Raw genomic sequence first — 12,815 nt, forward strand, 5'->3', positions numbered from 1 at the left:
CTCCTCGACCGGCGGTTTCAGGCCCGCGCCGCAAGGCGCGGGCCTTTTCTTTGGCGTCGCGTAAACCTTTCATTCACCATGCCTCAATTCGCACGGGGCCGTTAACGCTAACTTCTGAAACTCCTGGGCAAACTCGACGCGTTTTCCGCCCGCGGCCGCCGCGGGCCGCCGGAGTCGCGTCCTATGAGCGTTGCCGAAATCGACCCCAACTACAGGCGTTATGCGCAGCCGCTGCGCGCCCGCCCGGTGGGCGCTTGCGCAGCGATCGGCATGGGCGTCGGCGCGACGCTCATTCTCCTCGCCGCACTCGTCCTTCTTCCGCGGGGACCTATGATCGCTGAACCGAAAATCGCGGCGAACGTCGAGCAACCCAGCGTCGCTGTCGCGCCATCGCGCAAGATTTCCGCCAAGGTTTCCGTCGAAGCCATCGAGGCCTCGGCGCTGATGGCGAAGCCCTTCAGCGCATTCGACATCGCCGCGCCGGAATTCGACCGGGAGAAGAAAACGATCGCCGTGCGCGACAGCGAAAACGGCTCCGGCCGTATCGACACGATCGCCGTCGGGCAATTCGCCATGGGCGCGCCGTTCATGCGCGTCGATATTCATCAGGACATCGTCGACAAGGAAAAAACATCCGATTTCTTCCTCGACATGACCCGACACGCCGCCCAGGCGGGCCTCAACGTCGCGAAGATCGGCCACCCGAGCGCGCTCATCACCAAATTCGGGGCGTTTGAGACGGCCGACATACGGCTCTCGCAAACCGCATCCGAGGGCGTCGCGGCAAGCGAGCGCAGCTGCATCGCGGCGCGTTTCATCGATGGGAAGCTCGCGCTCGAAATCGCCGGACTGGCCTGCGGCGAATCGGCGAAACCGATCGACCGGGTCGCGCTCGGCTGCCTGCTGGACCGCATCAACTACACGGCCAGTCCGGATAATCCGGCGCTGAACGACTTCTTCGCGCAAGCGGCGTCGACGCGCGCCATTGGCTGCGGCGACATCTCGCGCGACGACCTGACCGCGACGATCCCAGCGCAAAAGAACGCCGCGCGTCCGGCGCAGGGCGCGCGCCGCGCGCATGCGCGGCCATCGCGCCAAGGCGCGCAGATCACGCGCTAAGCGTTCCGCATTCACCCTGTCGGCGGATTGCGGTCGGGAAAAGCCGGCTTTAATTCGCTTTTGCAAAACGATCCGCTATTATGAGATACGGCGTTCAGTCCGAAAGGGGATCGTGATGCGCAGGAATAAAGTGCTGTCGGCGGGGCTCGCCTGTCTGGTGTTGTTCGCGGCGGGCGATGCGCTCGCCAAGTCCCGCTATCGCGTCGCCTCGAGCGACGCGTGTTGCGGCCGCGGTCCGATCGACATCCAGCGCCGCAGCTGGCTCGATCCCGGCACCCAGGTGCCGGTCGGCAGCACCAACCGCTACATGGTCCAGCAGACCTACCTCAATCACGATCCGATCGAGCGCAACCAGCGCAGCTGGTATATGCAGGAGACGCTTCCGCAGCGGCCGCCCTACAACGCGAGCATGATCGTGCCCTACGACGAGGGTTTCCCGTTCTGGTGGCCGTAAGTCGGCCTTTCTCAAGAAATCTTGACTTAGGGAGCGCATTCCTTTAGCTCCCCACGAGCCTGACGCGGCCCGTTCGCGCCAGGCCAGCACCCGTGGCGTTTGCTGCAAACGCCTGTCGGCCGGTTGACGGCAGAGGAGGGCGCGTTCTTGAAGCCCCGGCGCTGGCCGGGGGCGGCGAGAGACGCGAATCTGGACGACGTCCGAGCGCATCGCGCCGGGCGACTTTCGTCTGTCGCCTCTCGCACGCCGCAAACGCGACCATGAGAGGACGAGAGTCAAAGTGACGAAGCGCGCAGAAGCAAAATATAAGCTCGACCGACGCCTGGGCCAGAACATCTGGGGCCGGCCGAAGAGCCCGGTCAACCGCCGCGAATATGGACCCGGACAGCACGGACAGCGGCGCAAGGGCAAGCTCTCCGACTATGGCACGCAGCTGAAAGCCAAGCAGAAGCTCAAGGGTTACTACGGCAATATCTCCGAAAAGCAGTTTCGCAAATATTATGCGGAAGCGATCCGGTTGAAGGGCGACTCCGGCGACAATCTGATCGGCCTTTTGGAGCGGCGCCTCGACGCGATCGTCTATCGCGCGAAATTCGTTCCGACGGTCTTCGCCGCGCGCCAGTTCGTCAATCACGGCCACATCCGCGTCAACGGCAAGCGCGTCAACATTCCATCTTATCAGGTGAAGGTCGGCGACGTGATCGAGGTGAAGGAAGCCTCGAAACAGGCGGTGACCGTGCTCGAGGCGGTTCAGCTCGCCGAACGCGACGCGCCGGAATATTACGACGTCGACCACTCCAAGATGACCGCGAAGCTCATCCGGGTGCCGCATGCGACGGAGGTGCCCTACCCCGTGCAGATGGAGCCGAACCTCGTCATCGAGTTCTATTCGCGCTAACCTCGACGCGCAGCAATGTAAAGGAGACAGCCGCGTCGAGCGGCTGTTTTTATGTCCGTTCTTGACTGTCGGACCGCAATCGGAAAGTCTAGAGCGCCTCCCGATCACATGGACTCATGTGGTCGAAGGAACCGCTCAAAACCAAAATGGGAGCAGGTTCTCATCGAAAAAGTCCGTCAACTTTTTCGCAGCCTGCTCTTCCGCAAAAGCGCCGTCATCGCTTGCAAGCAAGCTGAAAGACGGCCGCAGCATCAAGGGAACGCAGAAGGAGAGGCGCGTGTCCGGGCTACCGAAGAAGCGGCCGGCGGAGAAGGAACGCAGTCAGCGCCCCCTCTGGATCGCGATCGGCGGCTTGCTGATCAGCGTTCTAAGCTACACCATGAGGGACCTGATGCTCGGCGACGTCGTCTTCTGGTTCGGCGTCGTGCTCGCTTTTATCGGCGTGCTCTACTGGTTCATTCGACCGAAACACGGGCTGTAGCGCCCGGTTAGCGGCGCCCTCCTCGCCAGATTTGATTTGCCACAATTGTCGAAGACGTTATGGTCTTCGCCGTCGCAACAGGTACGGACCGCACATGCCCTTCGCTTTTTTGCCCCGTCGTGGTTTTCTTGTCGGCGCCGCCTGCGCGCTCATCGCCGCGTCGCCCGCCTTCGCCGACAAGTCGCCTTCGGGCAAAGTCGCGGTCGACGAGCTGATGGCGCCCAACGCCCTGCCGGACGTGGTCGAAGGCGCGGAGAACGCTCCCGTGACGATCGTCGAATATGCGTCGATGACGTGCAGCCACTGCGCGGCGTTCCATCACGATGTGTATCCGGAGCTGAAGAAGAAGTATATCGACACGGGCAAGGCGAAATTCATTTTGCGGGAGTTTCCGCTCGATCCGCTCGCGACGGCCGCCTTCATGCTGGCGCGCGAACTCGGCGACAAGCGCGACGCGACGGTCGATCTGCTGTTCTCGCAGCAGAAGAACTGGGCCTTCTCCGACAAGCCGCTTGACGGTCTCGCCAATGTGTTGAAACAGGCTGGCCTCGGTCAGGAGAAGTTCGAGGCCGTCTTGAAGGATCAGGCGCTTTACGAGAACGTCAACAAGGTCCGTAATCGCGCCGCCGAGAAATTTGGCGTGAATTCTACGCCGACGTTCTTCGTCAATGGCGACAAATACACCGGCGAGATCGGCCTCGAGGACTGGGACAAGATCATCGCGTCGAAGACGACCGCGGCGAAGTAATACGCATTCCGGCCGATCCGCTCGGCCGTCATTCCCGACGCTTCGCGCGAGCGAAGCGATCGGGGATCAAGGGCGAACCGGCATTTCCGCATCGGCTCTTAATTCCGGGTCCTGCCGTCGGCCTGCCGGGAATGACGCGCCCAGCAGACAAATCGCCCGGAATTCGTATCTTACAATTTCCGCCTGAACGGCGCGCATGTCGTTCCGCTAAAAGACTGTCCGCCGCTCCAGCGCCGCCGCAAGCGTTCCCTCATCGAGATAGTCGAGTTCGCCGCCGACCGGCACGCCATGGGCGAGACGCGTCACCTTGACGCCTGACGGCGCCAGCACATCGGCGACGTAATGCGCGGTCGTCTGGCCGTCGACGGTGGCGTTGACCGCGAGCACGACTTCGCGCGTGTCTCCGGCGCGCACGCGCGCGACGAGGCTGGCGATGGCGAGATCGTCCGGGCCGACGCCGTCCAGCGGCGACAGCACGCCGCCGAGCACGTGATAGCGCGCATTGAGCAGCCCCGCCCGCTCCAGCGCCCAGAGATCGGCGACCGTCTCGACGACGACCAGAATCGATTCGTCGCGGCGCGCGTCGCGGCAGATCGTGCAGGGATCGCTCGTATCGATATTGCCGCAGACCGAGCACACGACGATGCGCTCCTGAGCGACGCGCATCGCTTCCGCGAGCGGCGCCAGCAGTTCTTCGCGTTTGCGGATGAGGTGCAACACCGCGCGCCGCGCCGATCGCGGGCCGAGCCCTGGCAGCTTGGCCAGGAGCTGCACGAGCTTTTCGATTTCGGGACCGGCCACCTTTTCCGCCATAGCCGGATCAACGCCTCATGCGGTTTCGCGTCATGCCCGCGCTTGTCGCGCGCGTACGCGTCAGAATGCTACGCATAATTGGAAGCTTTGGGCGGCGTCATCACCTGGACGGCCGGTTCAAGGCCGGCCAGGACGCGAGAACTGCGCCAATCGCATCAAAACGGCAGTTTGAAGCCCGGCGGCAGCGGCAGCCCGCCGGTGAGCGCTTTCATTTTTTCAGCCATCGCCTCCTCCGCCTTGGCGCGCGCCTGCATATGCGCCGTGAGGATCAGGTCTTGAAGAATTTCCTTCTCGTCGGGAGTCAGCAGACTGGGGTCGATGGAGATGCTTTTCATCCCGCCTTTCGCAGTGAGCGCGATCCTCACCATGCCGCCGCCCGCCTCGCCTTCGACGACGGTCTGTTCGAGCTCAAGCTGCGCTTCGGCCATTTTGGCCTGCATCTGCTGCGCCTGCTTCATCAGGCCCATGAAGTCCATCATTGCGCTTCTCCGTCGTCTTCCTCGATTGGCGACGCGTCATCATAGAGCGTTTCGGCGGACGCTGCGCCCTCGTCCCTGCCCCGCACGGCGACGATCTGCGCGCCGGGAAAACGCGCGAGCACGCTCGCGACGAGGGGATCCGACTCAAGCGAGGAGCGCCGCTTGCGCTCTTCCGCTTCGCGCTGTTCCTTGAGCGTCGGCGCGCCGCCCGAGGCGACGACCGACACCATCCAGCGCTCGCCGGTCCAAGCCTGAAGCCTCTGCGTTAGAGTCGACGCCAGTTCACGCGCGCCGCCGGGCGCGAGTTCAAATTCGATCCGTCCATGTTCGAACCGCACCAGCCGCACTTCGGATTCGAGCCCGATCTTGAGGCGCATGTCGCGCTTTTGCGCGGCGAGCGCGACAAGCGCATCGAAGCTCTCGATGACGATGCTTGGCTCGGGCGCTGCAGACCTTGGCGCCGGCGCTGCAGAAGGCTGAGGCGCGGCGGAGCGCGGCGCGGACGCGAGCGCCTGGCCGCCGCCGCCTGCCCGCGGCGCAACGCCAGATCCGGCTGGCGCTGCGCCTCGCGTTGAGGGCGATCCAGTCTCGCTCGATGCGTTCTCGCCAAAGCCCAGGCGGCGCAGCGCCTCCGATGGCGCAGGCATGTCGGCCGCATAAGCGAGCCTGACGAGCACCATATCGGCCGCCGCCAACGGCCGCTGCGCGCCGCGCAATTCCTCAACGCCTTTCATCAAGATTTGCCAGGCGCGCGTGAGCGCGGGAACCGAGAGGCGCGTCGCCGCGTCTTCGCCGCGACGTTTCTCTTCGGGCGTCAGCGCCGCCGACTGGGCGGTCTCCGGCGCAAGCTTCAGGCGCGTGGCGAGATGCGTGAATTCGGCAAGTTCGAGCAGCACCTGCGCCGGATCGGCGCCGCCATTATACTGATCCTCGAGAATGGCGATCGCCTTGGCGATATCGCCCGACATCGCCGCTTCGAAGAGATCGATGATTCGCGCCTTGTCGGCGACGCCGAGCATCAGCCGCAAATCCTCGGCGGCGATCGCGCCGCCCGCCGAATGCGCCGCGCCATAGGCGATCGCCTGATCGAGCAAGGACAGCGCGTCGCGCGCCGAGCCTTCCGCCGCGCGCGCGATCATGGCGAGCGCTTCCGGCTCGATGGCGACGCCTTCGGCCTTGCAGACCCCCAGCAGGTGATTGGCGAGCAGACCGGCGTCGATGCGGCGCAGATCGAAGCGCTGGCAGCGCGAACGCACCGTCACCGGCACCTTGTCGATCTCCGTCGTCGCGAAGATGAACTTCACATGCTCGGGCGGCTCTTCGAGAGTTTTCAAGAGGCCGTTGAACGCGGCCTTCGAGAGCATATGCACTTCGTCGATGATGTAGACTTTGGTGCGCGCCATGACCGGGCGGTATCGGGCGTTGTCGATGATCTCCCGGATGTCGTCGATGCCCGTGTGCGACGCGGCGTCCATTTCGAGCACGTCGACATGGCGCGAATCGATGATCGCCTGACAGTGGACGCCGAGTTCCTCCATATGGATCGTCGGCTGATTGATCGCGGGGCGGCCTTCTCGCGCCGGCAGTTCATAATTGAAGGCGCGCGCGAGTATGCGCGCCGTCGTCGTCTTGCCGACGCCGCGCACGCCGGTCAGCAGATAGGCCTGATGAATTCGGTTGAGATCGAAGGCGTTTTCGAGCGTGCGCACCATCGGCTCTTGGCCGATCAGGTCTGCAAAGGTGGTCGGTCGGTATTTGCGCGCCAGCACGCGATAGGCCGATGGCGGCGTCTGATCGGCGCCAAACAGCGATGGTCCGTCGTCAGGCGCCGGCGATGGCCTCGGCGGATCGTGCTCGTGGTCCATCTGCATCCATCCGGCGGCGGACGAGCGACGAACGGCGCTTCTATTGCGCCACGCCATTCGCTGCTCGCCGAAGAAGGTGGGAGGCTGAACGAAGACCCGCCCAAGCTCGTTAGGGCTGCTTCCTTCCGGACCTGACCCGGTTGGCGAGTGAAGCGTCCACCGCCAACCTCCCGGCCCCTTATTTGGCAGACGAGCGCGCGGGATGCAAGGCTTCTAACGCATTGAGCTGTGAGCGCTGGCGCCGCTGTGAGATTCCAGCATGACAATGAAGCGTTTGAGTTTTCCTGCCCGCGCCCATCGGAACAGACCAGACCCCCGCCGCGTTTGAGGATCATCACAGACCCGGAGAACGGCAATGGTCAAGCGGGAGGCTAGAACGCCAAGAAGGCGGAGCAGCGGCTCCAATGAACCGAGCGCACGAGACACCGCCAGTGAGGCGAGAGGCGAAGCGGAGAAGCCGGTCGACGCGATCGCGATGTTGAGCGCCGATCACCGCAAGGTCGAGAAGCTTTTCGAGCAGTACAAGCAGGCAAGAAGGCGCGCCGAGAAGTCCAAGCTTGCTGGCGAGATCTGCAAAGAACTCACCGTTCACTCCGAACTCGAGGAGGAAATCTTCTACCCCGCCTGCCGCGAACACGTGGAAGATTCAAAAATCGACGAGGCGATGGTCGAGCATGACGGCGCGAAAATCCTGATCAGCGAAATCGCCGTCGGCTCTCCGTCCGACGAATTCTTCGACGCGAAGGTCGCGGTCCTGACCGAATATATTCGCCACCATGTCGAAGAAGAAGAAAAGAGCGCCGAAAGCATCTTCGCCGAAGCAAAGGCCGGCGGCCTCGACATGGCGGCCCTCGGCAAGAGGATGCAGGAGCGCAAGACGCAACTGATGCAGAAAATGGAGGAAGGACTGTTTCTGCCGCAGCCGCTCACGCTGGACATCACGATTGGCGAAGAGGACATGGAGGATGACATGGCCGGCCGCGGCGAGTCCGGCCGCGGCCGCTATCAGGAGGAGGCCCGAGGGCGGCGCGGCGACGAACGCGAAGAGCGCGGCGGCCGCATGCCTGAGCGCGACGAATACGGCCGCTTCATGAACGAGGAGCAGGACGCGCGATCCTCCCGTGGCGGTCGGGGCGAGACCCATGAGGGCGGACGAGAGGATGAACGGCGCGCGGGCGGCGGCCGCGGCCACGGCGGCTGGTTTGGCGATCCCGAAGGCCACTCGCAAGCCTCGCACCGGGGGTGGGAGGAGCGCGAAGGCCATCGCGGGCGCGCTGATGAGAGCGAGAGGCGCACCTCCGGCGCACGTGGCCGCCAAAGCCGTTCCGGCGCCGCGCACCGGGGCGGAGAACATCGGCGCTAAGGCAGCTTCTTAATCCAGATGGCCGCGGCTTCCGAGCTGCGGCCTTTGCTTTGGCGCGTTCACCTTTCGCCCGGAGCAGGGGTGCGCAGGAGCGGCGCAGTTGCTAAAGAGAGCGCAAATTTCGAGGGATTTGCGCTTGAACGCCGTCACCGCCACTTCAGCAGAACGCGACGCCGCCAGCCTTGCGGCCATTCTTGCGCATTTCGCGCGCGAGGGGTTCGCACGCTGCGAGCCGCGCCTCCTGCAGCCGGCCCATGTATTTCTGGATCGATCCGGAGAGGATTTCCGCGGCCGGCTTTATCTGACGAGCGATGGCTCGGGCGCTGAATTTTGCCTGCGGCCGGAATATACGATTCCAGTCTGCCTCGACTATCTCGCCTCCGCTCGGGCGGGCGGTACGGCCGCATATGCATATGGCGGCTCGATCTTTCGCGCGCCCGAACATGGCGCAAGCGGCGACGGCGAGTTTCTTCAGGCGGGACTGGAGAGTTTCGGCCGCCCGGACCGCGAAGCGGCGGACGCCGAAATTCTGGCCGCTTCACTCGACGCCGCGGCGGCGGCCGGCGCGACGGCGCTCGAGGTCCTGATCGGCGACGCCGGGCTCGTCGCCGCCTTCCTCGAACGGCTTGAGTTGCCGCCGGTCTGGCGCCGGCGTCTGGCGGCCGGGCACGCGCGCGGCCAAAGGATATCCGATATTTTTGCGTCGCCCGAGCGCAATGGCGGATCGGAACAGTCGGGCGTCTTGGCGGCGCTGACCAAAGTCGACCCGTCGGATGCGCGCCGTCTCGTCGAGGATCTGCTGTCCATCGCCGGCATCGCCGCCGTCGGCGGCCGCAGCGCGGCTGAAATCGCCGAACGTTTTCTCGATCAGGCGACGCTCGCCGAAGGCGCGGGCGTTTCCAAGGAGACGCGCGCGCTGGCGGAGACTTTTTTCACCATCGAAGGCGCGCCCGAGTCTGCTTCCGCAGCCATGCGCCGGCTGGCCGTCGACGCGCAGCTTGACCTCTCCGCCGCGCTTGACGCGTTTGACGCGCGCGCACAAGCCATCGCCGCGCGCGACCTCGCCGCTCACGAGATCCGCTTTTCGGCATGTTTTGCGCGTCATCTCGACTATTACACGGGCTTCGTTTTCGAGGCCCGCCACTTCAGCGACGGCGCGCCGGTGATCGGCGGCGGGCGCTATGACCGACTGCTCAAGACGCTCGGCGCGGCGTCGGACATACCGGCGGTCGGCGCAGCGATCTGGATCGACCGACTTTCGCCGAGCGCGGGAGAAGCATGATGGCGCCCGCGCAAAAACTCATCATCGCCTCCCCGTCGAAAGGCCGGCTGCAGGAGAACGCCGCCGCCTTCTTCGCGCGCGCCGGCCTGGAGCTGACGCAAGGCCGCGGCGCGCGCGACTATCGCGGCGCCGTCGCCGGAGTCGAAGGCGCGGAAGTCGCCTATCTCTCCGCGTCCGAGATTACGCGCCGTCTGGCCTTGGGCGAAGCCCATCTCGGCGTCACCGGCGAAGATCTGGTGCGCGAGGAGATCGCCGACGCCGACAACAAGGTGGAGCTTCTCGCCCCGCTCGGCTTTGGCGCCGCGAATGTCGTCGTCGCGGTTCCGCAAGCCTGGATCGACGTGCGCTACATGAGCGATCTCGCCGACGTCGCCGATGGATTTCGCGCGCGCCACGGCCGCGGACTGCGCGTCGCGACGAAATACGTCAACACGACGCGACGCTTCTTCGCCGCGCAGGGCGTGTCCGACTACCGCATTGTGGAAAGCTCCGGCGCGACCGAAGGCGCGCCCGCCGCCGGCTCCGCCGATCTCATCGTCGACATTACGACGACAGGCGCGACGCTCGCGGCGAATGCGCTGAAGATCGTCGACGACGGCGTCATTTTGCGCTCGCAGGCCAATCTCGTCGCCTCGCTGACGGCGCCGTGGGACAATGCGGCGCGCGAAGCGGCGCGCGTCATTCTCTCACGCATCGCCGCGGAAGAAGAAGCGCGCACGACGCGCGACGTGCGCGCCAGCCTGCCTGCGCCGAGCGAACATGTTTTGAGAGAGGCCGAGGCGAATTTCGGCGCCGGATTGCGCAACTTCGACGCCGAGTCGGCGACCTTCTCCTGTCCGGCGAAAAAGGTGGCGGCGCTCGCCGATTGGCTGATCGCCCGAGGCGCCAAGAGCGTCACCAGCGCGCGGCTGGATTATATCTTTCAGGCGGAGAACGCCTTGTGGAGCAAACTGGCGGCGCGGCTTGGGTAATAATGTCATTCCCGGCAGGTCGAAGACCTGACCGGGAACCCAGAGCCGCTAAACCGAATCCAAGATTTTTCTGGATTCCCGATCACGCGCATCGCGCGTGTCGGGAATGACAAACCGCAAACTCAGGCTTCCATCAAGGCTCCGACATGCGCCGCAACGCTGCGCGCGAGATCTTCCGGGCGATAACCGCCTTCAAGCAGCGAGACGATGCGACCCTTGCAGCGTCGCGCGGCGATCTCCATGACGCGCAGCGTGACGTCCCCGAAATCTTCGGCGACGAATCTTAGTCCGCCGAGCGGATCATGGAGATGAGCGTCGAAGCCGGCGCAAAGAATAATCAGATCGGGCGAAAACGCGTCGAGACGCGGCAGAATGCGGGACGCCAGCGCCTCGCGAAATTGCGCGCCGCCATCGCGCTTTGCGAGCGGCGCGTTGACGATATTGTCATGCGCGCCGGTTTCGCTCACCGCTCCCGTGCCTGGATAGAGCGGCATTTGATGCGTCGAGGCATAAAGCGCGTTTCGATCGCTCCAGAAAATCTCCTGCACGCCATTGCCGTGATGCACGTCGAAATCGACGATCACGACGCGCGACGCGCCATGCGCCGCGCGCGCATGCAGCGCCGCCACGGCGGCGTTGTTGTAAAAGCAAAAGCCCATCGGCGTGTCGCGCGTCGCATGATGTCCGGGCGGCCGCATGGCGACAAAGGCGTTCTTGGCGTCGCCGTGCATCACCGCATCGACGGCCGCCAGCGCGCCTCCGGCTGCGCGCAACGCCGCTTCTTGCGTGGCGCCGTTCATGGCGACGTCCGGACCTATGCGCGCATATCCCTCTGAAGGCGCCGGTTTCGCGAGACGCGCGAGGTGTTCGGAACTATGCGCACGCAGCAGCGCGTCCCGCGCCGCTAAAGGCGCTTCGGCGCGCATAAGCTCTGCGAAGCGCGCGTCGTCAAGCGCGCGCAGAATTGCGCGAAGGCGCTCCGGCCGCTCGAGATGAGTCGGTCCCATGTCATGCGCAAGCGCAGCAGGATGTGTGACGAGCAGGGTCGAGGCCGTCGCGGCGCGCGCGCCGAAGGCGAGGCATGCGCCGGCGCCGGCGATCGCTTCTCGGCGCGTGACGGCGGCGCGACGTTCTTCGGCCATTTTCCCGGTCCGTGGCTTCACACATACAGCATAGGATCGCCCGTCGAACGTGTCAGCCGCATTTGGATTTGACAGCAAGAAACGCATTGCGGCGATCCTCGCAAAAGTTGGATGATGCGGCATGCAGATGAACGACGTGACGCAGACACATTCGCTCGACCTCGACGAGACGCGCTGGGCGGCGGTCGTCGCGCGCGACGCGCGCCGCGACGGCGACTTCTACTGTTGCGTCGAAACGACCGGCGTCTATTGTCGCCCCTCCTGCCCGTCTCGGCCGGCGAAGCGAGAAAATGTCCGCTTTTGCGCCACGGCCGCCGAAGCGGAGGCGGCAGGTTTTCGCCCCTGCCGCCGCTGCCGGCCGGAGGCGTCCTCTCAGCAAGAGCGGGACGCGGAGAAAATCGCCCGCGCCTGCCGAATGATCGAAGCGGCCGAAACGCCGCCGACGCTGGCGCAGCTGGCGCGCACGATCGGACTGAGCCCCTATCATTTCCACCGACTGTTTTCACGCATAGCGGGCGTGACGCCCAAAGCCTATGCGCAGGCGCACCGACGCATGCGCCTGCACGAAGAACTGAAGGAAAGCAGCGCCGTGACCGATGCGATCTATGATTCTGGCTATAATTCGAGCGCGCGGTTCTACGCGACGGCGAATGAAACATTGGGCATGACGCCGAGCGCCTATCGCGCCGGGGCGCCGCGCGAAACGATCCGCTTCGCCATCGGCCAATCGTCTCTGGGCGCGGTGCTCGTCGCGGCGAGCGCGAAGGGCGTCTGCGCCATTTCGCTCGGCGACGACCCTGAAGAACTGCTGCGCGATCTGCAACATCGATTTCCGCGCGCGAGCCTCATCGGCGGCGATGAGTCATTCGAACGCTATGTCGCCGTAGCGGTGGGCATGGTGGAGCGGCCGCAATCATCTTTCGATCTTCCGCTCGATATGCGCGGCACGGCCTTTCAGCAGCGCGTCTGGGCGGCGCTGCGCAACATTCCGGCGGGAGAGACGGCAAGCTACGCCGAGATCGCGCGCCGCATCGGCGCGCCGAAGGCGACGCGCGCGGTCGCGGGCGCCTGCGCGGCCAATCCGGTGTCGCTCGCGGTTCCCTGCCATCGCGTCGTGCGCAGCGACGGCGCGCTGTCCGGCTATTATTGGGGAGTGGCGCGCAAACGCGAGCTGCTCGAACGCGAACGCAAACCGTGAAC

The 12,815-nt window shown here is 64.9% G+C and carries 13 protein-coding genes and 1 other RNA gene; 9 read left to right on the forward strand and 5 right to left on the reverse strand.

Annotated features, from left to right (window positions below):
- Nucleotides 1-183 precede the first annotated feature (183 nt).
- The 5 genes from BN69_RS03625 to BN69_RS03645 all read left to right on the forward strand — a co-directional run bounded on the left by BN69_RS03625 (nt 184) and on the right by BN69_RS03645 (nt 3,700).
- Nucleotides 184-1,119, forward strand: coding sequence for a hypothetical protein (locus tag BN69_RS03625; RefSeq protein ID WP_014890195.1), 936 nt, complete (start codon nt 184-186; stop codon nt 1,117-1,119).
- Between the two features lie 115 nt (nt 1,120-1,234).
- Entirely contained in the window at nt 1,235-1,573 is a 339-nt protein-coding gene (locus BN69_RS03630; RefSeq protein ID WP_014890196.1) for a hypothetical protein, read from the forward strand.
- Between the two features lie 280 nt (nt 1,574-1,853).
- Nucleotides 1,854-2,471: a 30S ribosomal protein S4 gene (gene rpsD, locus BN69_RS03635; RefSeq protein WP_014890197.1), complete on the forward strand. Its 618-nt coding sequence runs from the start codon at nt 1,854-1,856 to the stop codon at nt 2,469-2,471.
- Nucleotides 2,472-2,748: 277 nt separating this feature from the next.
- A complete protein-coding gene (locus BN69_RS03640) occupies nt 2,749-2,952 on the forward strand; it encodes a hypothetical protein (RefSeq protein WP_014890198.1) in 204 nt (67 codons plus the stop codon).
- Nucleotides 2,953-3,046: 94 nt separating this feature from the next.
- Nucleotides 3,047-3,700, forward strand: a complete 654-nt coding sequence (locus BN69_RS03645) for a DsbA family protein (RefSeq protein ID WP_014890199.1) — start codon at nt 3,047-3,049, stop codon at nt 3,698-3,700.
- Nucleotides 3,701-3,907: 207 nt separating this feature from the next.
- Here the strand turns inward: BN69_RS03645 and recR are convergent, their stop codons facing one another.
- The 4 genes from recR to ffs all read right to left on the reverse strand — a co-directional run bounded on the left by recR (nt 3,908) and on the right by ffs (nt 7,029).
- Nucleotides 3,908-4,513 (reverse strand): recombination mediator RecR, encoded by a 606-nt coding sequence (gene recR / locus BN69_RS03650; protein WP_014890200.1) that lies wholly within the window; start codon nt 4,511-4,513, stop codon nt 3,908-3,910.
- Between the two features lie 155 nt (nt 4,514-4,668).
- Nucleotides 4,669-4,992 (reverse strand): YbaB/EbfC family nucleoid-associated protein, encoded by a 324-nt coding sequence (locus BN69_RS03655; protein WP_041926785.1) that lies wholly within the window; start codon nt 4,990-4,992, stop codon nt 4,669-4,671.
- The gene (locus BN69_RS03660; RefSeq protein ID WP_014890202.1) at nt 4,989-6,857 is read right to left on the reverse strand and encodes a DNA polymerase III subunit gamma/tau; all 1,869 of its coding nucleotides are present in this window, start codon (nt 6,855-6,857) and stop codon (nt 4,989-4,991) included. The genes BN69_RS03655 and BN69_RS03660 overlap by 4 nt, the downstream gene beginning before the upstream one ends.
- A gap of 75 nt (nt 6,858-6,932) precedes the next feature.
- An RNA gene (gene ffs / locus BN69_RS18670) (signal recognition particle sRNA small type) lies at nt 6,933-7,029 on the reverse strand.
- Between the two features lie 183 nt (nt 7,030-7,212).
- Here ffs and BN69_RS18675 point away from each other — a divergent pair.
- The 3 genes from BN69_RS18675 (at nt 7,213) to hisG (ending at nt 10,473) form a co-directional block, all read left to right on the forward strand.
- The gene (locus BN69_RS18675; protein ID WP_083858678.1) at nt 7,213-8,220 is read left to right on the forward strand and encodes a hemerythrin domain-containing protein; all 1,008 of its coding nucleotides are present in this window, start codon (nt 7,213-7,215) and stop codon (nt 8,218-8,220) included.
- A gap of 130 nt (nt 8,221-8,350) precedes the next feature.
- Nucleotides 8,351-9,502 carry an ATP phosphoribosyltransferase regulatory subunit gene (locus BN69_RS03670; protein WP_051013227.1) on the forward strand — a complete coding sequence of 384 codons (1,152 nt, stop codon included), beginning with the start codon at nt 8,351-8,353 and terminating at the stop codon, nt 9,500-9,502.
- Nucleotides 9,502-10,473, forward strand: coding sequence for an ATP phosphoribosyltransferase (gene hisG, locus BN69_RS03675; protein ID WP_014890205.1), 972 nt, complete (start codon nt 9,502-9,504; stop codon nt 10,471-10,473). The genes BN69_RS03670 and hisG overlap by 1 nt, the downstream gene beginning before the upstream one ends.
- A 122-nt stretch (nt 10,474-10,595) precedes the next feature.
- Here hisG and BN69_RS03680 read toward each other — a convergent pair whose 3' ends face one another.
- Nucleotides 10,596-11,615 carry a histone deacetylase family protein gene (locus BN69_RS03680; RefSeq protein WP_014890206.1) on the reverse strand — a complete coding sequence of 340 codons (1,020 nt, stop codon included), beginning with the start codon at nt 11,613-11,615 and terminating at the stop codon, nt 10,596-10,598.
- Nucleotides 11,616-11,742: 127 nt separating this feature from the next.
- Between BN69_RS03680 and ada the strand changes: the two genes are divergently transcribed.
- On the forward strand, nt 11,743-12,813 hold the full coding sequence (gene ada, locus BN69_RS03685) for a bifunctional DNA-binding transcriptional regulator/O6-methylguanine-DNA methyltransferase Ada (RefSeq protein ID WP_014890207.1): 1,071 nt from the start codon (nt 11,743-11,745) through the stop codon (nt 12,811-12,813).
- Nucleotides 12,814-12,815 lie beyond the last annotated feature (2 nt).

It is taken from the genome of Methylocystis sp. SC2, from assembly GCF_000304315.1.
In the GTDB taxonomy this organism is placed as follows: Bacteria; Pseudomonadota; Alphaproteobacteria; order Rhizobiales; family Beijerinckiaceae; genus Methylocystis.